Annotated in this window: 20 protein-coding genes; 6 read left to right on the top strand and 14 right to left on the bottom strand. The window is 53.1% G+C overall.

The window, feature by feature from the left end; translation table 11 throughout:
- Positions 1–350 precede the first annotated feature (350 nt).
- From ACR3EH_RS20875 to ACR3EH_RS20845, 7 genes are all read right to left on the bottom strand, one after another.
- The gene (locus ACR3EH_RS20875) at positions 351–1,223 is read right to left on the bottom strand and encodes an NAD(P)-dependent oxidoreductase (protein WP_171185270.1); all 873 of its coding nucleotides are present in this window, start codon (positions 1,221–1,223) and stop codon (positions 351–353) included.
- Between the two features lie 14 nt (positions 1,224–1,237).
- A complete protein-coding gene (locus tag ACR3EH_RS20870) occupies positions 1,238–2,200 on the bottom strand; it encodes a 2-hydroxyacid dehydrogenase (protein WP_171185272.1) in 963 nt (320 codons plus the stop codon).
- A 4-nt stretch (positions 2,201–2,204) separates the two neighbouring features.
- On the bottom strand, positions 2,205–2,399 hold the full coding sequence (locus ACR3EH_RS20865) for a hypothetical protein (protein WP_171185274.1): 195 nt from the start codon (positions 2,397–2,399) through the stop codon (positions 2,205–2,207).
- A gap of 4 nt (positions 2,400–2,403) precedes the next feature.
- The gene (locus ACR3EH_RS20860) at positions 2,404–3,759 is read right to left on the bottom strand and encodes an amidase (RefSeq protein WP_171185276.1); all 1,356 of its coding nucleotides are present in this window, start codon (positions 3,757–3,759) and stop codon (positions 2,404–2,406) included.
- Complete coding sequence (locus ACR3EH_RS20855; RefSeq protein ID WP_171185278.1) at positions 3,756–5,120, bottom strand: TRAP transporter large permease; 1,365 nt, start codon at positions 5,118–5,120, stop codon at positions 3,756–3,758. The genes ACR3EH_RS20860 and ACR3EH_RS20855 overlap by 4 nt, the downstream gene beginning before the upstream one ends.
- Positions 5,113–5,721 carry a TRAP transporter small permease subunit gene (locus tag ACR3EH_RS20850; protein WP_171185280.1) on the bottom strand — a complete coding sequence of 203 codons (609 nt, stop codon included), beginning with the start codon at positions 5,719–5,721 and terminating at the stop codon, positions 5,113–5,115. Before ACR3EH_RS20850 ends, ACR3EH_RS20855 begins: the two co-directional genes overlap by 8 nt.
- Before the next feature lie 81 nt (positions 5,722–5,802).
- Positions 5,803–6,897 carry a TRAP transporter substrate-binding protein gene (locus ACR3EH_RS20845; protein ID WP_171185282.1) on the bottom strand — a complete coding sequence of 365 codons (1,095 nt, stop codon included), beginning with the start codon at positions 6,895–6,897 and terminating at the stop codon, positions 5,803–5,805.
- 231 nt (positions 6,898–7,128) lie between these two features.
- On the opposite strand from ACR3EH_RS20845, the gene ACR3EH_RS20840 reads away from it, so the two are divergent.
- The gene (locus tag ACR3EH_RS20840; RefSeq protein WP_171185284.1) at positions 7,129–7,962 is read left to right on the top strand and encodes an IclR family transcriptional regulator; all 834 of its coding nucleotides are present in this window, start codon (positions 7,129–7,131) and stop codon (positions 7,960–7,962) included.
- 405 nt (positions 7,963–8,367) lie between these two features.
- Here ACR3EH_RS20840 and ACR3EH_RS20835 read toward each other — a convergent pair whose 3' ends face one another.
- Positions 8,368–9,213 (bottom strand): LysR family transcriptional regulator, encoded by an 846-nt coding sequence (locus ACR3EH_RS20835; protein WP_171185286.1) that lies wholly within the window; start codon positions 9,211–9,213, stop codon positions 8,368–8,370.
- Between the two features lie 86 nt (positions 9,214–9,299).
- On the opposite strand from ACR3EH_RS20835, the gene ACR3EH_RS20830 reads away from it, so the two are divergent.
- From ACR3EH_RS20830 to ACR3EH_RS20815, 4 genes are all read left to right on the top strand, one after another.
- The gene (locus ACR3EH_RS20830; protein ID WP_171185288.1) at positions 9,300–9,767 is read left to right on the top strand and encodes a c-type cytochrome; all 468 of its coding nucleotides are present in this window, start codon (positions 9,300–9,302) and stop codon (positions 9,765–9,767) included.
- Positions 9,768–9,861: 94 nt separating this feature from the next.
- Positions 9,862–10,689, top strand: coding sequence for a c-type cytochrome (locus tag ACR3EH_RS20825; RefSeq protein ID WP_171185290.1), 828 nt, complete (start codon positions 9,862–9,864; stop codon positions 10,687–10,689).
- A gap of 165 nt (positions 10,690–10,854) precedes the next feature.
- Entirely contained in the window at positions 10,855–11,736 is an 882-nt protein-coding gene (locus ACR3EH_RS20820; protein ID WP_171185292.1) for a cation diffusion facilitator family transporter, read from the top strand.
- Between the two features lie 146 nt (positions 11,737–11,882).
- Entirely contained in the window at positions 11,883–12,719 is an 837-nt protein-coding gene (locus ACR3EH_RS20815) for a hypothetical protein (RefSeq protein WP_216600409.1), read from the top strand.
- 74 nt (positions 12,720–12,793) lie between these two features.
- Here ACR3EH_RS20815 and ACR3EH_RS20810 read toward each other — a convergent pair whose 3' ends face one another.
- From ACR3EH_RS20810 to ACR3EH_RS20785, 6 genes are all read right to left on the bottom strand, one after another.
- The gene (locus ACR3EH_RS20810; RefSeq protein ID WP_171185294.1) at positions 12,794–13,441 is read right to left on the bottom strand and encodes a response regulator; all 648 of its coding nucleotides are present in this window, start codon (positions 13,439–13,441) and stop codon (positions 12,794–12,796) included.
- Positions 13,438–14,595, bottom strand: a complete 1,158-nt coding sequence (locus ACR3EH_RS20805; protein ID WP_480634859.1) for a sensor histidine kinase — start codon at positions 14,593–14,595, stop codon at positions 13,438–13,440. Before ACR3EH_RS20805 ends, ACR3EH_RS20810 begins: the two co-directional genes overlap by 4 nt.
- 349 nt (positions 14,596–14,944) lie before the next feature.
- Positions 14,945–15,136: a MerR family DNA-binding protein gene (locus tag ACR3EH_RS20800; protein WP_480634858.1), complete on the bottom strand. Its 192-nt coding sequence runs from the start codon at positions 15,134–15,136 to the stop codon at positions 14,945–14,947.
- A complete protein-coding gene (rsgA, locus tag ACR3EH_RS20795) occupies positions 15,054–16,205 on the bottom strand; it encodes a ribosome small subunit-dependent GTPase A (protein WP_171675936.1) in 1,152 nt (383 codons plus the stop codon). The genes ACR3EH_RS20800 and rsgA overlap by 83 nt, the downstream gene beginning before the upstream one ends.
- 578 nt (positions 16,206–16,783) lie before the next feature.
- Positions 16,784–17,329, bottom strand: coding sequence for a hypothetical protein (locus ACR3EH_RS20790; protein ID WP_171675938.1), 546 nt, complete (start codon positions 17,327–17,329; stop codon positions 16,784–16,786).
- Between the two features lie 378 nt (positions 17,330–17,707).
- Positions 17,708–18,235, bottom strand: a complete 528-nt coding sequence (locus tag ACR3EH_RS20785; RefSeq protein WP_171238398.1) for a hypothetical protein — start codon at positions 18,233–18,235, stop codon at positions 17,708–17,710.
- A 442-nt stretch (positions 18,236–18,677) separates the two neighbouring features.
- On the opposite strand from ACR3EH_RS20785, the gene ACR3EH_RS20780 reads away from it, so the two are divergent.
- Entirely contained in the window at positions 18,678–19,001 is a 324-nt protein-coding gene (locus ACR3EH_RS20780; RefSeq protein ID WP_171675940.1) for a 5-aminolevulinate synthase, read from the top strand.
- Positions 19,002–19,420: the final 419 nt, after the last annotated feature.

The raw sequence follows: 19,420 nt of genomic DNA, 5'->3' as shown, positions 1-19,420 counted from the left end.
GCCTTGGACTTGTAGTCGGACTCCACATGGGAGATCTCATCAAACGCCCGAACCTCGTGCTCATTCGTTAGTTTTTCGACACACTGAGTTAAGCAGTGGGCTGTGTAGACAATCGTAAAGCAGATACGCCGATCTGATGGCCCGCAAAGGCGCATAGTTGCCAGGGCATCAAGGCCAGCATTGCCTGCACAGTGCCATCCCGCAGATACATCAATCTGTGCAGCTTTGTTGGTGCTACTTCTACATGAACCGTCGCCAGAGGCACTCCCGCCCTGAACCATGCCGAATTAGACAACAAACGCCCAAGTGTGCGAACCCGACTACCTCGACCCGCTTCAATATTTAGTGGTTTAGTCAAGCGCCCTAAGGCGTTTGAGAAGCGAAGAAGTATCCCATCGACCGCCCCCAAGTTTTTGGACATCTTTGTAGAATTGATCAACCAGTGCGGTTACTGGCAGACTTGCGCCGGTTTCGTTGGCTGTATCAAGGCAGATACCCAGATCCTTGCGCATCCAGTCAACTGCAAACCCGTAGTCGAAATGATCTTCGAGCATTGTTTCGTGTCTGTTGTCCATCTGCCAACTACCGGCCGCGCCTTGGCTGATAACTTCTACAACAGAACGTCCATCAAGGCCCGCTTTCTCGGCGAAGTGCAGCGCTTCGCTCAATCCCTGAACCAATCCTGCGATTGCGATTTGGTTGCTCATTTTTGTTAATTGCCCAGCACCGCTCTCGCCGATACGTCGACAGATTTTTGAGTAAACTTGCATGATAGGTTCGGCAGCCTCGTATACGGGCTGATCGCCTCCACACATAATCGAAAGAACGCCGTTTTCTGCCCCGGCCTGACCGCCGGAGATTGGCGCATCCAAAAAACCCAGGCTTTGTTCTTTCGCCGCAGCGTAAAGTTCGCGCGTGACCTTGGCAGAGACAGTTGTGTGGTCGACTAACGTTGCGCTCTGTGACATGCCACCGAATGCGCCGTCTGGCCCAATGCAAACGTTCCGAAGATCATCGTCATTCCCGACGCATGTCATTACGAACTCTGCACCTTCGGCAGCTTCGCGGGGTGTAGCGCGCGTAGAGCCACCATGTTCCGCCACCCACGCATCGGCTTTGGCGATTGTTCGATTGTAAACCGTAACGTCGTGCCCCGCTGCCTTTAGGTGTCCGGCCATTGGGTAACCCATTACGCCTAATCCGAGGAAAGCTAGTTTTGCCATTAAAGTGTCCTCTTCTACAAAAGGTCTCGGGGTGTTTTGCCAGCAAAGAATGCGTCCAAATTATCCAAGGCGCGAAAGCCCATTGCGTCGCGGGTTTTCGTCGTTGCGCTTCCGATATGCGGCAACATGAAGATGTTCTCGTACCCGGCGAACTTTGGGTTACCCCCCGGTTCCGTCTTGAAACAATCTAAGCCCGCAGCGGAAAGCTTTCCGTTTTCGATCGCGTCCAACAGCGCGTCTTCATCTACAAGGGCACCGCGGGCGGAATTCACGAGAATTGCTCCGGTCGGTAGCTCGGACAAACGTTTGGCGTTCATCAGGTCAAGAGTTTCGGGGGTGGCAGGGCAATGAAGTGACAGGAAGTCGGCGGCTGGAAGCAAAGTGTCGATACTTTCGTGGTAAATTGCTCCGTTTTCCTGATCGGCCGACAGGCGGGTGCGATTGAAATAGTGAATTTCCATTTCAAACCCGCGGGCTTTTTTTGCAAATGCCCGACCCACGCGCCCCATCCCGATGATGCCGAGGCGCGCACCTGTGACTTGCTTGCCAACCATGAAAGACGGGCTCCAACTGTCCCAGGTGCCCGACCGCATCAGGCGATCGCCTCGAACCGCGTGTCGCGCCGCTCCGAGCAAGAGCAGCATTGCCAATTCTGCCGTTGCATCAGAAAGAACATCGGGAGTGTTTGTCACCGCAATTCCCTTTGCCGCCAAAGCCGAAAGATCGCAGTGATCAACGCCAACGGAATGGTTAGCAACAATCTTCAAGCGCGGGTCTAGTTGCGACACAACCTCGCTCGAGAAGTGTTCCGAATGGCAGGGCATCATCGCGTCGACCTTTGAACTCATTGCGATGATTTCTTCCGCGGTGCCCGGTGTATCGGCTTCGTTGAGGATTACGTCATAGTCCCGGCGCGCGCGATTGACGGTAGCATCGGATAATCGACGTGGTAGCCAGAGGACTGGTTTATCGCTCATTGGATCAGTCCTTTTTGATTGCGTCTTCCCACAAATTATATAGCGCAAGCGCTATTACGAAGACTGCAATACAAAGGAATGGCAGACCGCCCCAGAACCCGGCAAATCCTGTCGAGATACTGTGCGCGAGACCAAGGACGAAAATCATCATCAGTCCTGTGCCGATTATGCCCATGAGAATGTTTGTCAGACGTGACATACGTTTACTCTCCGTTTTGTTCCTGTGCTCTTAAGCTGCGTTGAACCCAGGATGCCGTGCGTAAAAGTCGGTCATCCTCTTCGATAGCCCCAATTAGCTGGACGCCGATGGGCAGGTCGTTATGTCCGACCAGCAATGGCAGCGTGAGACATGGCAAACCCGCAAGTGTCCAGGTCAGACAGAAAACGGAATCGCCGGTGTTCCCCGCAGTCAGTGGAACAGCTTCGCCTGTTGCAGCCGGGGCCAAGATTGCGTCGAATTCATTGAAATACTCTGCAAAAAAGCCTTGAGCAGATGCCATGACGGACAAGGCATCTTCGTATTGGGCCTCGTTGATATCTGCGCCGCGGTTGATAGCGGATTGCATCTCGGCGCTGATTTCCGACCAATGTGTATTCGATATTTCCATCATATTCTGGCGAATTTCGTAATCATAGATCGTTTTGTGCACGTTGATCAGATCAGCCAGTTGAGGGGATACCGAAAAACGCTCGACCCGGCCGCCTAGGCTGTCAATCACTGCATTCAGGCCATCTCGGGCATCTGCATCGAGGCGGTCGTTGAACGGAAAATCCAGCCAGGCAATATTCGGCTCGACCGGAACTTCCGCCTGAGCGCCGGTCAGCATTTCCGCGCGCGGCCGAGCAAAGCTGGCAGGATCGCTTTGGTCATATCCGGCCACCACGTCTGACAGCAAAGCGATATCCTCAAGCGAGTTGGCAAACCCCCCAACGTGATCCAAAGAAACCGACGTCCTGAAAACCCCGCTGCGCGAGATCATACCACGGGTCGGCTTGAAGCCGTATACGCCGCAGAATGAGGCCGGACGGATGACCGACCCGCCGGTCTGTGTACCAATAGCCAAAGGCACGTGTCTGGCCGCAACGGCTGCGGCCGATCCGCTTGATGACCCCCCGGGTGTTCTATTCGGGTCGAAGGGGTTGGTGGTGTCAGTCGGGTGCATAAAGGCAAACTCGGTTGTCTTGGTCTTGCCCATGATGACAGCGCCAGACTCTCGAAGTAGTTCAACTAGCCTTGCATCTGTTTCAGGTTGTCGACCCGCAAAGATCGGTGTCCCTCGCTGGGTGGGCATATCCTTTGTGTCGACAATGTCCTTCAACGCTACGGGCACACCATGCAGTGGACCAGTCGCCCGGCCTGCCTTCCGGATGCGATCCATCTCGCGCGCCTGATCCAGCGCTAAGCCTGCGCTAAGGTAAGCCCAGGCGCGTATGACACTGTCGGTCTCTTCAATGCGCTTGAGGCAATCTTCAACTAGTGCTTCGGAAGAAAAACGTCCGTCCCGAATGCCCTCGGCAGATTGGATCGCCGAGAACAACGACAGATCATGCTTGGTCATGGCACCCAAACCCCAAACAGGTAGTCAGGCAACCAAAGCGCGATGCCCGGGAACTGGTACATCAGCACCATGCACAGGATCACGATGGCCAGATAGGGCATCAGACCTTTGAAAATCTCCATCAGTTGGATCTGGTTCTTGAGAACCCCTTTTAGGTAGTACGCTGACATGGCCATCGGCGGTGTCAGGAACGAGGTCTGCAAGTTCAGAGCAACCAGCATCGCGAAGAAATACGGGTTGACCCCAAACGTCTCCAGCATAGGCAGAAAGATCGGCACGAAGATGATGAGAATCTCGGACCATTCAAGCGGCCAGCCAAGCAGGAAGATTATCAACTGAGCAAGCACCAGGAACTGCCAGGGTTGCAGGTTCATGCCAACGACCCAATGCTCGATCACGTCATGCCCACCGAGATAGGAAAAGATCGAGGCAAAGGTCCAGGAACCCACGAACAACCAGCACACCATTGCGGTAGCCTTGGCTGTTAGGAAGACGCTTTGCTTGACCTTGTCCCACGTGAGCGACCGATAAAGCATTGCCAGCACTAGCCCGCCCAATGCGCCCATTGCAGCTGCTTCAGCCGGGGTCGCCAATCCTCCAAGGATGGAGCCAAGCACCAGCATGATCAAAACGGTCAGCGGTACGAATGATACCAGCAGATCCATATAGATCTGTCGTTTTGGCGGGATGTCGTCCTCTTGTGGTTTCGGTGCGAGCGATGGATTCAACCAGACACGAACCATCACGTAGACGATATACAACCCCGCCAGCAGCAGCCCGGGAAAAACTGCTGCAGCATACAAACGCAATGGCGAAAGCTCAGCAATCGCGGCATAGACGATCAACATAATCGAAGGCGGGATCAGAATGCCCAAAGTCCCGCCCGCACAGATAACGCCAGAAGCGAAGCTACGTTGATACCCGGCATTTGCCATCGCTGGATAGGCCAGCAGGCCCATCAGGGTAACAACCGCACCAACAATCCCCGACGCCGTCGAAAAAACAGCGCAGGTCAGAAGTGCGGCAATGGCTAGTGACCCGGGTAGGTTTCGGGCAGCCATGTACAGCGAGAAAAACAGACGATCAACGATGTTTGCTCGTTCAACCACGTATCCCATGAATAAGAATAGTGGGATGGCAACAAGCGTGTCGTTCTCCATCACCGAGTAGGTGTTTTGGTTGAGAAGATAGAAGATGTTGTTGTTGAAGATGTCCGCAATGCTCTCCGGCGCGGATTGGTAATAGGCGTAGTACCCAAATGCCACACCCATGGCGAGCAAAGTGAAAGCAATCGGAAAGCCAAGTAGCACCAGCACAATAAAGAGGCTGAGCATCAAGATGGCGACCTGAGGATCAGTCATCGTTGCGGCCTCCTTCTTTGGTGCCCAAGGGCCGGATTTTGTCGATAGTTCCTTCCATCAACATGTCCTCGGTCTCGCGCACGTCATCCAGTCGCTCAAGCCAGACACCATTTCGCATCGCCAACCAGCATCGCGCCATTTCCGCAAGTCCTTGCAACATCAGCAAGAAACCAGCAACTGGGATCAGAGTTTTGAAAAAGTAGATTTGGATTCGGGCAGGACTGTTCCAGCTCACCTCTTCATAGCGCCAACTGTCTTTCGCTATTTCCCATCCGTACCAGAACAACGCAAACATGCCCGGGAAGAAGAAGAGAATGTACAGAACGAAATCGACACGCGCCTGCCAGCGGACAGAGAACAGTCGGTAAAGAACGTCGCCCCTGACATGAGCATCTTGCGCAAGAGCGTATGCCCCGGCCATAAGAAACAAGGCGCCATACATTTGCACCATCATATCGAACGCCCAGACGGTCGGCTTGTTCAGCACATACCGGACGAACACTTCGTAGGACACCGAAAGTGTCAGAATTAGGATGCACCAACCGAAGGCTTTGCCGACCCATTGGCTTAGCCCTTCGATGGCGTGGATTGTCTTGATCAAGGTCAGTTCCTCGCCTGTTCTGCCCGGAGTTTAGGAAGCCGCACAACTGCGCGGCTTCCCGTTTTCAGAAATCGTCAGGCCTCAGCCGAAATAGTGCTTGTAAGCCAGTTTGTAGTCCGGCTGGTTCAGGTTGAGGTAGTTCATCACTGTTTTTGCGTAGGCCTTCTGGCTATCGACAACTTTGGCGAAGAATGGATCTTCATTTGAGATCCTATCGACTACAACGTCCCACGCCTCAAGCTGGGCCTGCATCACACTGTCAGGTGTGCGATACACGTTCACCCCTTGCTCTTCGGCCAGCGTTACCAAATCATCTGCGTAACGCTTTGTGTTGTTCCAATAGAAGTTGGAGTTTTCGGCCTCCGAAGCATATTTCAGGATTGCTTGAAGCTCGGGCGCCAGAGCGTTGAACTTGTCTTTGTTGAAGGTAACCTCGAAGAACTCCTGACTCTGGTGGAAGGATGCCAAGTGATAGTGCTTGGACACATCCTGCATGCCAAAGTCGCGGTCTGATGTCGGGTTGTTGAACTCGGCCGCGTCGATAAGGCCAGATTTCATCGCGGGCTGGATTTCCCCGCCAGGAAGCTGCACAACCGACATACCCATCTCGAGCAGAACATCTGCCGCAAGGCCAACGGTACGATACTTCAAGCCGTTCATTTGATCAGAGCTTGTGATCTCTTCTTTGAACCAGCCCAACGGTTGTGCCGGCATTGGCGAGTTAAAGAAGGACACGACGTTCAATCCGAGGATCCCCATCAACTCGTCAAACAGGTCCTGCCCGCCGCCGTAGTTTACCCAACCCAGGACTTCTTGGCTGGACCATCCAAAACACGGACCGGTCCCAAACAGCGACGCTGTCTTGGATTTGGAGTACCAATACGCTGGTACGTAGTGCGCTGCATCCAGTACGCCGCGATGAACCGCGTCCTGCATTTGGCTAGTTTTCACGACCGAGTTCACAGGCAGTAGCTCGATCGTCAGCTTGCCACCGGACATTTCGTTGACGCGATTTACGTAAGACTGTGCATTTTCAAGAAAGATGCCCCCGCCCCAGGCAGCTTGCATCTTGAGGTTTGTTCCTTCCTGCGCATGGACCGCCGGGGCCGCGAGCGCACCAGCGCCCACAACAGCAGAGCCACGCAGAAAGTTTCTGCGGTTCAAAGATTTTGTCATGTTTCCTCCCTTGACTGCGCCATCTCCGTTTTCTGCTTCGGTGCTGGCGCCAATCCGCTGTTCAGCGAATGGATACAACGATAAATCAGATTCCAAAATTTTCAAAATATTTTGGAATAACCTACTCTTTTCAGTATAAATTTCCACTAAACCACTGAAATACATTGATTAATATTTTTCATTTTTTTACTGTTACTGCCGGGCTAGAGTCTTAAGCTAAGAAACAGGGTATTGGTTTCACTGATTATGAACGAACACAAAACTGCCAATCGTCGAGGACGTCCGCGACGGAAGTCGAATGAAGAGAACATCGGCGCACCACCTGTTGGGGCACTTGATCGCGGTATTCGTGTCTTGATCTACATAGCCGACACACGCTCTGCTACGCTTGCTGAGATTTCAAAGGTTACACACATACCGCCTGCAACGGCGCACAGGCTTCTGACAACACTTCAGCGGCGTGGCATGGTTATTCATGATGTTGAGCAAGGCAAATGGCGTATAGGCCCACAAGCGTATCGCATTGGCAGCACCTTTGAAGAAGGGTCAAACTTGCTGGAAGTTGCACCGCCAGTGATGAGGGTGCTGTCCGAAGAAACTGGAGAGACTGCAAATCTAGCAATCGAGGAAGGTGGGCAATTGCTTTACCTTACCCAAGTCGAATCCGATAATCCGATAAGGGCCTCTTTCAAGAACGGGACAGCGGCTTTTTTTCACACATCCGGTGTGGGTAAAGCCATCATGGCCTTTATGGACAAGGCTGAGTTAGAGAGTCTTTTAACGCCGCTAACACTGGTAAGTCAGACACCAAATTCAATTACTGACATAAAGGAGTTACGGGAAGAGCTCCGTAAATCCAGGAATCGGGGCTGGACGTTGGACGACGAAGAACGCTTCCCAGGAATGCGTTGTATCGCAGCGCCTGTATTCGACTCTTTGGGAAAGGTTGTGGCTGGCGTTTCGATCTCGGGACCAATTACAAGATTTCCAGACAGTAAGCTCGAAACTCTGGCGGCATCGGTTGTCAAGGCAGCGACGGATATCTCAGAAAGACTGCAAAGCTAGTCTTTGGGTGGTTAACTTCCCGCTAATGAGCATCCCTTTTTTAGGTGTCTGCATTGAGCCCAATTTGTCCGACGCCAAACGGCGCACGAGTTTCCGGTACTGGGCATCTAATTGATGGTCAGGCGACAAGTCCCAGCTCATTGTCGGTGGCTGTCGCTACATACTTTTCCTTTGGGGGCATGGGTCTCGATTGCCAAGGCGGTTCGAAGGTGAAACTTGAAACGCTGCGAAAGTCAGGCAGGGCGCCGTTTCCGGCCCCGAGCGCTTAGTCGTAGTAGAGTTTGACGATTTCTTCTTCGGGCACCTGCGCAGTTGAGGGATGCTCCAATGCGAACGTTTCCGACTGGGCATTGCAAATTTGGAAACTCAAAAATTTAAGAACTCGAAAATCTCAGTTGCACAATATCACTTAGCCAGCGCTTCCGATATGCGTTCGACTAGTGCCTTCTGAACTACAGCAAACCTTGGAGTTTGCGAGATTTCTTCTAACGTTGCGACCCACAGCGGAACCTCGATCTTAGGATTCACGTCCTGTGACCGTTTAAGGCGGGTATCCACGTCGCCAAAAAATGACGGCAGAAAGGTTTTACCAGCTCCCGACGCAGCCATCTGTTGTAGCACCAGAAAACTGTCCGCTCCGTTGGTCATTTCGTCGGCGCTCACATTCGCCTTCAGCCATTTGGCAGGAAGTGAACGGCTTAACGCCCCATCAAGCCTCATCCATTTGCGATTTGGGAAACCATCGTCAAAGACACCAAAGGACAGCGTTCCTGCACGCTCCCCGATTAGCCCTTCCCCGAGCTTTATCGAAGGGCGCACAGCAATGTCTGCTGTCAGTCGGGAAAGATCATGGTGGCTGTTCTGGCTTAGCAGAGTCAGGTTCAAACCTGGGTAAAGGCGTGAGATTTCGTTCAGTATTCTAGGGAGAACAATCTGACAAAGACTATCAGTCGATGTAATGCGCACGTGACCCGTTGGGGAACGATTTGCTCCGACAACCGCTCGCTCCACCGACAGCACAGCGTCTTCGACGCTTTCCATGGCCGAAAAGATCGCACTGGCTTCGGGGAGAATGGAGTATCCTGACGGGCTTTTTTGAAAAATCCGGCAGCCATTGCGCTCTTCGAATGCGGCCACTCTGCGCAAGACTGTGGCATGCGTGACGCCCATGGCCGTCGCCGCCGCGTTCAACGAACCGTATTTGCTTACGGCTAGCGCGTATCGAATATCATCCCAGTTTTCGTTGTTCATAAATTAACAAGTGACGACCAATAACAAACAATTACAAGAAAATTCGTTCAAGCTAACATTCGGAGCATTGAACAGGGAGACACATCATGATGAAGCAGTTCTCAATCTTCGCAGCGGGTCTTTTGTCATTGACCGCAATTGGCACAGCCATCGCCCACGAAAGTGAAAACCCGGCTGTGAAAGCTCGAACCTCAATCATGCAGCTCTATGCCTTCAATCTTGGTACGCTTGGCGGCATGGCCAAAGGCGAGGTGGATTATGACGCCGAGGCCGCAACACGGGCTGCAAACAACCTTGTTGTACTAACGCAGATCGACCAATCCGCAATGTGGCCAAAGGGATCTGACAATGTTTCCGATCCGTCCTCCCGAGCGCTACCTGCGATCTGGGAAAACTTCCCTGACGTTGGTGCGAAAGGGCAGGCCATGGCAGACGCCGCTGTTGCGATGCAGGCTGCGGCTGGCCAAGATGTTGATGCCCTGAAAGCGGCTATGGGCGATCTGGGTGGAAGCTGTTCGGCATGTCACAAAGCGTACAGAGCACCGAAAGACTAAATGGTAGAAAGCTGTGAAGCGGTTTTTCCTTTTCACTGCTTTCGTTGCACTTTTGGTTGGGTTGGCCGGTTTGGTGCTGACCCGACCACAAAGAATGGATCGATCTCAACTTGACGGTTTGAACCCAGATCTCGCCAGAGGTGAAATCGTTTTCCACGCCGCAGGATGCGCATCCTGTCATTCAGCGCCGGACGCGGTTGGTGAAGAAAAGCTTAGGCTCTCCGGTGGTCGCCGGTTTGAGACGGAGTTTGGCACGTTCATCGCCCCCAACATTTCCAGTCACCCACAAGTCGGTATTGGGTCCTGGTCAGCCATGGATCTGGCCAACGCCTTGATCCATGGGACCGGAGCCGAAGGGCAGCACTATTTTCCAGCGTTTCCCTACACATCTTACGCCAACATGTCAGCGGATGACATCGTTTCGCTTCACGCATTCCTCAGCACTCTGCCACCAGCCACAACTGCAAGCGTTCCGCATGAGGTTCACTTTCCCTTCAACATTCGACGCGGACTGGGGGGATGGAAGCTTTTGTTCATGTCGCCAGGCTGGGTAGTCGAAGGTGATCTGACCAACCAACAAAGGCAAGGCCGGTATCTGGTGGAGGCGTTGGGTCACTGCGCCGAATGCCACACGCCGCGAAATGGCTTAGGTGGTCTGAAACGAGACCTTTGGCTGACAGGTGCACCAAATCCAAACGGGAAAGGTCGAATCCCAGGCCTCACCTCAGACCAGCTTGATTGGTCCGAGGCTGACATCGCCGAGTACCTGAAATCCGGTTTCACGCCGGATTATGACAGCGCAGGTGGTGAGATGGTGGACGTCATCGAAAACACATCGCGTCTCACGGATGAGGATCGTCTGGCGATTGCTGCCTATCTCAAAGCTGTTCCTGTTTCGTCAACGGGGTTTCCATCCGAGTAACAGTCGTTTGGTGCCATGCTGCGGGGACCAGATGCTGTTGCCGATCGCCAGTTGGAAGCTGTGAGGCCTATTCCCTTTTCACCAAACACCTGTTTTACGTTTTTAACATCGGAGCTCACCAATCCCCCGAGTTTCTGTTCATGATTGACTGAGGGTCGCGGCCAAATGACACAAAAAATCGCTCTTTGGTCCATTCCGATATCCATTGCGGTACTGGCCCTAAAACTGTTGGCTTGGTGGCTGACAGGCTCGGTGGCGCTATTGTCGGACGCGATGGAATCTACCGTAAATGTTGTTGCGGCACTGCTGGCGTATTTTGCGGTTCGGATTGCCAACATACCCCCTGACGAAAACCACCCCTTTGGTCACAAAAAAGCTGAGTATCTTTCCGCCGTCGCTGAGGGCGTACTGATTGTGCTGGCGGCGATCTTGATCATCAGAGAAGCTGTGATGGCGCTCCCAAACCCGCATCTTGAGGACGCGCCAGTTCTTGGAATCGCCGTCAATGTCATTGCAACGGGCGTCAATGGCGCATGGGCCTACCTATTGCTCAAAACCGGCAGGCACGAGGGTTCGCCTGCATTAGAGGCAAGCGCCCGGCACATTTTCACAGATGTCATGACCTCAGTTGGTGTCATCGCAGGTCTGATACTGGCGCTTGCCACCGGCTGGTTGATCCTCGACCCGATCCTGGCAATTCTTGTTGCGCTGAACATCTTGTGGGAGGGCTGGAAAGTTATTCGGTCGTCCGTCGATGGCCTGATGGATGTGACACTTTCGGACCATGACTTGCAGACTGTTTCCAACGCAATCGAAGCAAATCTCGGCGCCGCCTTAGAGTACCACGACCTCAAAGGGCGCAGATCCGCAAATGTCATCTTCGTGGAGTTTCACCTTGTTGTGGACGGCACCATGCCAGTCAGTGCAGCGCACGATATATGCAATGACATCGAGGAAGAATTGGATCGTTTGTATCCGGGTTCGGTCTTTGTCATTCACCTCGAACCTGATGACGAGTTGAAGGGTGACGGGGTTAGTTCCCACTGAACTGATCAAATGGCTCAGCGAAACTCTCTAGGATTGACTGATCAGACTAAGACGTTCGGCTTGAAATTCGTCAGACCTAAGCCCGATGTGGGAAAGCCGAACCAGAAGTAACCTGTCTTCAATGTCACGAAGCGTGATGATCAGAATTGGAGGCGAAAATGAAAATTCAAAGAAAGCTGGGTCAACTTCTTAGTACAGCGGCGTTGGCTTCGTTGATTGCGGCGACGCCTTATGTGCCAGCGTTTGATGCCGATGGTCGCCTACACTTTGAACCGTCATATGCCTTTGCCAAAAGCGGCAGGGGAAGCGACGGGGATGGTCGCGGCGACAGAGATGATGACCGAGACGACAACTCAGGGTCCGGTAGCAGCGGCCGAGACGATGACCGGGATGATGATCGTGATGACGATAGAGATGATGATCGCGACGACGACAGAGATGATGACCGTGATGACAATTCGGGGTCAGGAAAAAGTGGTCGCGACGACGATGATGATGATGACGATGATGACTCCAAACGTTCCAATGAAGGTAGCGGAAAGAAGGATCGGTCTCAAGCAGGGGGCAAACCGTCGGGTTCGGCGGGGATAACGAAGGTCGAAACAAGCGCTAACGGCATTGAAGTGCGTTACGCCGACGGAACCAAGGAAGAGATCGAAAACGGTCGGTATGAGAGAAAGAATGCTCAGAACCGAACTGTTGAGGAGCGCCCCGCGACTGGCGCTGACGTCTCTAGGCTTCGGTCTTTGGCGAATGGTATCTCAATCGACAGCGTGCGTTCCTCTGGGCAAGGCGGCACTGCCGGAAGTCGGCCCACGAAAGTGGAAATCCAAGGCAACAACATCGAAGTTAACTATGCCAATGGTTGGAAGGAAGAGATCGAGTTCGGGCGCTACGAGTTGAAAGACCCGTACAACCGGACTGTTGTTGAGAGAAACGCAACGGCATCTGATCGCCGGAGGCTACAGGCGGTTGCTAACTGAACAGCAACTCCAGTCGAAGATTCGTTGGCGGCTTCTCTTGGTGAGGGCCGCCATCTTCTTGAAAGAAAAAGAAGTTATTCTGCTTTGTTCCATACATCATGGGCGATGATTGCAGCCTCTACCCGATTTCGCGCATGAAGCTTGGACAGGATTGCCGTCATGTAGTGCTTCACGGTCTTTTCCTGAAGGTCTAACTCGTCAGCGATTTCACGATTGCTCAGTCCTTTGGCCACGCGTCGAAGTATTTCTTCCTCACGATGTGTAAGGTCATCGAGAATGCTGCTGTTAACAGACATGCCACTGTCAGCGTTGATTTGAAGCAATACCCGCGAGGCCAAACCCGGAGAAACGAACCCTTCACCTGCGGCGATGCTGCGTAAGGAAGCGGTTAGTTCGCTCGCGGTTACTCCCTTCACAATGTACCCAATCGCGCCCGCCTCCAATGCGTCCGCGACATCGCTGCTGTTCTCTGAGACCGTCAAGATTGCAACGACGGGTGGATTTTCCATTGCCGCAATTTTACGTGTCGCGCTTATCCCGCCACCAGGCATAGAGAGGTCAAGAATAGCTATGTCCGGCTGATGCGTGCCGACCAGCGACACTGCCTCTTCAGCGTTGGACCCAGCGGCCAAAACTTCGAAACCGTCAGCTTCATCCAACGTTCGTTGCAAACCATCCCTGAATATCGGGTGATCATCAGCTATTACGACAGATGTAGTCATGATGCGCCTAACTTTCTGGGAAAGAGTGTCATAGCAATGGTGGTGCCTTCGCCCGGTATCGATGCGACTTCGAACCTGCCACCAATACTCTCGACCCGATCTCGCAAGCCCATAAGCCCCTGGCCACCATCGTCTCGCAACGCGGTTTCTTCTGACCTGTCAAATCCAGGTCCGTCGTCTTTGACCTTCACAACTATGCAGTCGCTCTGCACCTCAGAGATAACAGTGCATTTGGAAGCTGGAGCATATCTCGCGGCATTGGAAAGCGTCTCCTGAAGGAAACGAAAAACGCACAGCTTGTCGGACAATGACAGCTCTGGGGCCTGGCTACCCAGGAATGAAATATCCGGACGCAATGGGCTGTGTTCGGAGTGATCCTCTACGGCTCTCTTCACAACATCGACGAGTGACAGGCTGTCGATGTCCGGGGCGGACAGCCCTCGCGATATAGCACGAATTTCAGCCAGCGTTTTTTGCAAAGACTGCTGAATTTCCTCCGCCTCTTTAGGCCTTTCCGAATCTTTGGAAAACGCCGCCTCCAGTCTAAGGGCGGCGAGCGACAGGTATTGCGCAGGGCCATCATGTAGCTCAGCTCCAAGGTTCTTGAGGAACCGATCTGTTTGCGTGGCATATCTCTCTGACGCCTCGACCACACGCAACCGCAGCTGGGCATTTTGCTCAGCCATCCTTTCACTTTCTGTCAGGCGCTGTTTAAGCAGAGTCCCCTGTCGTCGAATTGTTTTGTCACCAATTGCGACGATGGAATACAGAACAATAGTACTTGCCAGAAATGCGGAACCGACGACCAACCAGCTTGTTCGTCTGGCCTTGGCTAAGTCCAACTCAAGCTGATCAGCTCGTTCATAGAACTCCGCAACTGCGATGATTTCGCCGGACCAGAGTTCGCGGATGGGGCTGTAAACTTCAAGTAGTGGTATCCCCAATGCTGCTTCGGCCGCGCTCTCGGCATGATCAAGCTCTTCGAAAGAGCCGGAGATGTCACCGTTCCACGCCCGCCTTAGATCATCCGTTGGATTGAAACGGTTTCCAATGATGTCTGTATCCGAGGCATGCGCAATCACACCGCCTTGCTTCCAGAATTTGTAGGAAACGATACGGTCACGCATTGGCTGGGTCATGAAAATCTCGTCCAACGCCAGGCTCGCTTGGTCTGAGAGGCGGTCGCCATGTGCCAATTCCTGACTGAGTGGGGATACTACGCTTTCCATATATAGCGCGGCAGAGTTGGCGGAGTTTTGCACGACTGCGTTCTGGATTTGATTTGACACCCAGACCCCGACGATTGCGGTAGCAATGCCCATCACTAAAATGCTGGCTGCAAGAAAGACTCGCGACAGCGACCAATTGTCAATCGTCAGGTCAGTTACTTTCTCTCTCATCGTGAAATCGACTATGAACTACAATCTGTTGCCGCACCACAGACCTTGGTCTGACCTGATCTGGCCAAATCTCAGACCCTGAGCTTCCGCCCGGTGGCCAGAGTCAGATATCATCCATCATTTTCAGTCTTTGCAGCATCGGGCAGTGCACGTTACCACTATCACAATTGGCGGTAAGCTCACTCAAGGCACGCTCCAGACGTCTGAGCTCATCAATCTTGCTTCGAACGCTGGCAATGTGTGTCTCGGCCAATTCTTTCACCGACCGGCAGTCTTCGGCACTTCCTTCTGACATCTCTGTGTTTCTTGACGCCGCGAACCATCTTCCCGAACGCCTTGTCCCGCGACCTGCGTTCCGCAAGGCTGGCCGAGTTGAAGGCATCTTCGGCCAAGAGTTTACGCCATCTCCCTAGCCGAACAGCATCGAGGGTACCTTGTTCAACGGCCTTCAATACAGCGCATCCCGGCTCGGTCTCGTGCTGGCAGTCGTTAAAGCGACAACCTGCGGCAAGCTCCTGAATGTCGGCAAAAAGGTCATTGATCCCGTCCGCAGCATCGGTGAGCTGTAGTTCTCGCATGCCGGGGGTGTCGAGGATCAGACAACCATTGAGCATCGCATGAAGCTCGCGCCTCTTTGTTGTATGCCGCCCCTTTGCATCGTCCTCACGAATGGCCTGGGTCTCGATGGATTGGCTTTCGAGCAAGGCATTGGTCAGCGTCGACTTGCCAACGCCGGAGGAGCCCAGAAACGCCACCGTCTTGCCCGACCTGCACCACGAGGAAAGGTGCTTTCGGGGAGCACTTCCGCGGGCGTCGAGTGCGACCACCTCGATCATCTCAGACACAGCGCGGGCCGCGTCGGTATAGCTTTGCGGGTCCGTCGCAAGGTCCGTCTCTGTCACGACGATGACGGGGGTGATCCCGGCCTCAAATGCCAGAGCGGCATAGCGTTCGAGCCGGGCCACTTTGAAGTCCTGATTACAAGACGTGACGATGAAAGCCGTATCAATGTTCGCGGCAATAAGTTGTTCCTGCCGGTCTGTGCCAGGTGCGCGCCGCTTGATTAAGCTTGTGCGCTCAAGAACCCGACTGGATTGTGGGCACGAAGGCTTCAGCATCAACCAGTCACCGACAGTCACATCCGGCCTGGGAGGAAGTATATCATCAACACTGTCACCGAGGACGTGCAGCCCATTGCGATGCACTTCTACGACGCGAGCGGGAGGTGTTGCCGTTAGCTCGTCTACGCTGATCTGTTGGGCGAAAAAGGGTTGCCATCCCAGTGCCTGAAGGGGGTTGAGATTAGTTCGTGCTCCGGCGTCTCGCGCGCGTTGCGGAAGGAAATCTGTGTAGTCCCGTTTCATGGGGTGTCCACTTTCATGTCTCTAGCCCAAGCTATTCTTGAGCGATGATGGTAGGAAACGAATGTGCACATCATGAGGAGCCATCAGCCTTGAGGCTACGGAGCTGTTTCAATTGTTCGATGTGCACCTGGAGGCGCTCTGCCTCCCTTCCTTACCAGGACATGAAGTCTCCATTTCGGGTAGGAAATATATGGGGTGTGGATACACACAACACAAGTGCCGATGACTGATATGGATCTCTTCTCCGATTATCAGAAGGGGCCATTCGAAGAGACGAAGGAGAAGTCGGTTTTGTCCGCGTAGCGGTCATGCAGACAGAACGCTGCGAACGACCGCTGGGAGCCCAAAGCGGCCTATTGTGATTCATCGCGTGCCGGATCGATACGGTGGCAGAGACCATTGTATGACCTCTGCCTTATCCCTTTTTGGAAGGCGGGTTTTCTCCACCTTTCGATGCCCAATTTGGACCAACAATGCTAAGAGCTTTGTGGGGGCGGAAGCTGTGGGACGAGTTGTTCCATTGGTGGCGACATAAGAAACAACAGGTACGCCTTATGAGGTTGCGCTGCGGACGACGCCTATTTTTCAACAATTCCCACAGCGAGACCTTCCGTGAAGCTCAGAGCTACTCTGTCTCCCGGGCTAAGCTGTTCAACAAACTCACGACCAACATCCGTTTCAACCTCGATCATTTGTTCCGTGCCGCTGCTGTCCGTCACAGTGGCGATTGAGCTCGCGGCGTCGAAGGAAACAAAAGTCAGAATTAACGTAACCATCGTTCCGGCAGCCACGCCCGGTGTTGATCCCTCTCCAGCCTGGGCTTCCAATTCAACCATACTGTCAACCTCGCCGGGGAACGCCATGCTTGCAGCTACCCCCAGTGTGTAAACGGCTTTGACTGTGTCGCCTTCTTCAATTTGGTCGAAGTTTACGACTTCCGGTCCCGCAACAATGGTCTCTTCTTCGCCCGTCTCTGAGTTTTGCAGCACGATAAGGCGAGTGTCCGGATCGACCGACTTAACTGTCGCATCGGCTTCGATGGTCACGCTGCGCTCAGCTGTTTGAGCGAAACTGAGCGCGGGCAAAATCAAGAAAAATGCGGACGCAAGAAGTTTGACTAGCATGTCTTCTCCTAATGAGATTGATGATGGAAGTCTGTAAAGTAGCACACAGTTTCGCAGGATAGCCAAACGTTGCCACACCGCTTCGCAGTTTCAAAGATGTTTGTCAGTCAGCATCAGCAAGGACCGAAGTTCTCGAGCATCAGATTTCCACCAGAGCGCACACGTAATCTTGAGTGCTTGGGCGGACAACGCTTCAGGTTTCGGTCTCTTGCTTGCCATTCTTGGTCCTCCGTTTCCTAAATATAGCAGTGGACCAATTCAGTTGGGGAAGCTCATACAAGGCTGTAGGCTGAGTACCGTTGTTTATATCGTTTAGGGGTCATATCGCCAAAAAAATGGCCGCCCACAACGTGAGCGACCTTGAGATTTTGAGTCAAATTAGTTGGTTAGAGAGGCATTGCACTCACGCGCCGCTTCTATTGCCTTCTTTGTTCCAGCAAGGCTTACTTCGAAAGCAAAATTACTCTCTGGCATTACAATCATAGACTCGCGTTCCATAACGTCTGTTACGAAGTCAGGGTTGTTGGCTAGAAGATAACCGCCCTTGTAACCATCTGCCAGATTGGGCGGCGCCGCTGTTGTATCTCCGTAGTACAACTTGTTGTCCATGAGTAGCTCGACCTTGTCATCCTTAAACTCCATGTCCGCCTTGGTGAAGACACCCATGTAGCCAAACTCTTTGTCCGGGGTCAGACCCATTTGCACGACGTTGGTATTCTCATCGACCCGTTCTATCAGGCAGGTGTTCCGGCTCTTGTCCACAAAGATGTTCCAGCCGGATTCTTCGCCATAGTTTACGAACTCCGCATTGTCTTTCGGCAGAATGTTTTTGTCCTTGGCATTCCCGACAGTTGCACCGCAGGCCAGCACGGCAGCAACAAAAAGAGCCTTGGTTGTCGTTTTCATAGTAATACTCCCGCATAAGTCTTTCGTTTCGGCATTGCGATACTAGGCGGCGTACGCTCGCCGTGTAAATGATCAGATCGAACTTCGAGCTGGAGCTTTTACGCAAATCGTATGGCGGACATAGATTACAAGCAAGTTAGATCAGCATATTCGATTGTAGCGACGTCTGTTTCGTCCGCGAAGCAAACGCTCACGATAATACTGCGAATGACCGAACCGAGCCCTTTTCAGACTTTGGGTCAGGCGCAGCATCCGTTTCGAAGGCGGGTATCAGCTATTCGCTTCATCTGAATAAGCAATACTCTTACCGGCTTTCACTTCGCTAAAATAAAGTAATCGGCTTCACTGATGCGACATAATACGCATGCTAAAATCCTACGCAGAGAATGTTGGTTCATGAGAGGTGCGCGGTTTTTTTTGCGCACGGTGAAGGATTTGAAACATGGAGTTTCTGGCGTTGAAACCACTGGCCTTGGCCGTCTTGGCGGCAGTGGGGTATGGCGTTGCAACCATCGGAATGAAACTGGCCTCAGCCGAATGGACGGCGGTGGCGCTCGCTCTGATCATTCTGGGTTTTCTTGCCGCCACCCAGTCCGAGGTGGTGCTGATGCGCACAGTTCCACTTTCCGAGCTGTATCTAATAATAATTGCGCTCGAGACGCTGATCGTACTGACCTACGCCTACAGTATCGGCGAAGGGCTAGAGCCGCGCGATTGGACAGGCGGCGCGCTCATATTCGCGGGGCTCGCGATCGTCTCGCACTGACCGGACATGGGGTGGCCGGCGCGATACGCTACGCTCGGGCCAACGATGACTTGTTCGCCCAATGGGGTCGGGAGCAATTTCTAAGTGTTCTGACGGCAACGGAGGGTATGTCCGCAACTCTGCCGCTTAGCAGATTTCAGCGAACGTCCGCTGCCGTAAAATGCAGACCTTCAAGCGAAAATTCTCGGAACGACCACCAACAAAGACTGCTATCCGTTCCTAAGCCGTCATCTGACTGAAAGACTCAGATGACGGCCTTGAGCCCTTAGTGACCAATGCTGCGCCTCGCTCATTTTGAAGCGATGTGCGGAAAGCCGTCATTGGTCCAGTTCGGGATAGTAATTTGGCAGTATTGCCGCGTGAATACCGCATGTTTCGGGTCGATGAACTTATTCAGCACGGATAGTTTCACACCAAAC

It is taken from the genome of Ruegeria sp. BG7, from assembly GCF_056535685.1.
This window is presented reverse-complemented; position numbering and strand designations above follow the sequence as displayed.

What these genes read in the sequence shown, in the direction of transcription:
- ACR3EH_RS20875 (WP_171185270.1), bottom strand. Translation starts at nt 1,223, where the DNA reads ATGGCAAAACTAGCTTTCCTCGGATTAGGCGTAATGGGTTACCCAATG.
- ACR3EH_RS20870 (WP_171185272.1), bottom strand. Translation starts at nt 2,200, where the DNA reads ATGAGCGATAAACCAGTCCTCTGGCTACCACGTCGATTATCCGATGCT.
- ACR3EH_RS20865 (WP_171185274.1), bottom strand. Translation starts at nt 2,399, where the DNA reads ATGTCACGTCTGACAAACATTCTCATGGGCATAATCGGCACAGGACTG.
- ACR3EH_RS20860 (WP_171185276.1), bottom strand. Translation starts at nt 3,759, where the DNA reads ATGACCAAGCATGATCTGTCGTTGTTCTCGGCGATCCAATCTGCCGAG.
- ACR3EH_RS20855 (WP_171185278.1), bottom strand. Translation starts at nt 5,120, where the DNA reads ATGACTGATCCTCAGGTCGCCATCTTGATGCTCAGCCTCTTTATTGTG.
- ACR3EH_RS20845 (WP_171185282.1), bottom strand. Translation starts at nt 6,897, where the DNA reads ATGACAAAATCTTTGAACCGCAGAAACTTTCTGCGTGGCTCTGCTGTT.
- ACR3EH_RS20835 (WP_171185286.1), bottom strand. Translation starts at nt 9,213, where the DNA reads ATGAACAACGAAAACTGGGATGATATTCGATACGCGCTAGCCGTAAGC.
- ACR3EH_RS20830 (WP_171185288.1), top strand. Translation starts at nt 9,300, where the DNA reads ATGATGAAGCAGTTCTCAATCTTCGCAGCGGGTCTTTTGTCATTGACC.
- ACR3EH_RS20825 (WP_171185290.1), top strand. Translation starts at nt 9,862, where the DNA reads ATGGATCGATCTCAACTTGACGGTTTGAACCCAGATCTCGCCAGAGGT.
- ACR3EH_RS20820 (WP_171185292.1), top strand. Translation starts at nt 10,855, where the DNA reads ATGACACAAAAAATCGCTCTTTGGTCCATTCCGATATCCATTGCGGTA.
- ACR3EH_RS20810 (WP_171185294.1), bottom strand. Translation starts at nt 13,441, where the DNA reads ATGACTACATCTGTCGTAATAGCTGATGATCACCCGATATTCAGGGAT.
- ACR3EH_RS20800 (WP_480634858.1), bottom strand. Translation starts at nt 15,136, where the DNA reads ATGTCAGAAGGAAGTGCCGAAGACTGCCGGTCGGTGAAAGAATTGGCC.
- rsgA (WP_171675936.1), bottom strand. Translation starts at nt 16,205, where the DNA reads ATGAAACGGGACTACACAGATTTCCTTCCGCAACGCGCGCGAGACGCC.
- ACR3EH_RS20790 (WP_171675938.1), bottom strand. Translation starts at nt 17,329, where the DNA reads ATGCTAGTCAAACTTCTTGCGTCCGCATTTTTCTTGATTTTGCCCGCG.
- ACR3EH_RS20785 (WP_171238398.1), bottom strand. Translation starts at nt 18,235, where the DNA reads ATGAAAACGACAACCAAGGCTCTTTTTGTTGCTGCCGTGCTGGCCTGC.
- ACR3EH_RS20780 (WP_171675940.1), top strand. Translation starts at nt 18,678, where the DNA reads ATGGAGTTTCTGGCGTTGAAACCACTGGCCTTGGCCGTCTTGGCGGCA.